This is a genomic window from Candidatus Protofrankia californiensis, from assembly GCF_900634765.1.
Classification (GTDB): Bacteria; Actinomycetota; Actinomycetes; order Frankiales; family Frankiaceae; genus Protofrankia; species Protofrankia californiensis.
Window position 1 is genome coordinate 1 of the sequence record NZ_CAAAFT010000117.1, and the last position, 468, is coordinate 468.

The following is a 468-nucleotide window of genomic DNA, read 5'->3' on the forward strand; positions in this document are numbered from 1 at the left end:
CCACCGCGCCGATCCCGCCGGTCGCGGCCTGGTGGACGACGATCTGTTCGGCGGCGAGCTTGGAGGCTCCGTAGGGGTGGGTCGGCGCCGGGGGAGCGGTCTCTGGGATGGGCTGGATCTCCGGCACACCGTAGACGGCACAGGTCGACCCCAGGACGACGACCGGCGCGACCCCGCGGACCTCGGTGCCGCGTTCGAGTAGACGCAGCAGGTTCACGGTTCCTGTCACGTTCACCGCGAAGTAGCGCAACGGGTCGTATTGTGACTCGCGCACCCGGGTCAAAGCGGCGAGGTGGCAGACCGCGTCGAACCCACGGTCGAGCCGGGCGGCCTCGAGCTCGTGGACGTCCACCAGGTTGGCGGCGATGACCTCCACCCCCGGCGCGAACTGCGGACACGACCGCTCGGAGCGGACGAGCGCGGTCACCTGATGGCCCGCGGCGGCCAGGGTGTCGGTGACCGCCCCGC

Annotated in this window: 1 protein-coding gene; it reads right to left on the minus strand. The window is 71.8% G+C overall.

The genetic code is table 11. The features are described from left to right. Nucleotides 1-468: NAD-dependent epimerase/dehydratase family protein (locus DD1DGNOD_RS06875; RefSeq protein WP_131769699.1), on the minus strand; the 468-nt coding region annotated here is incomplete at both ends.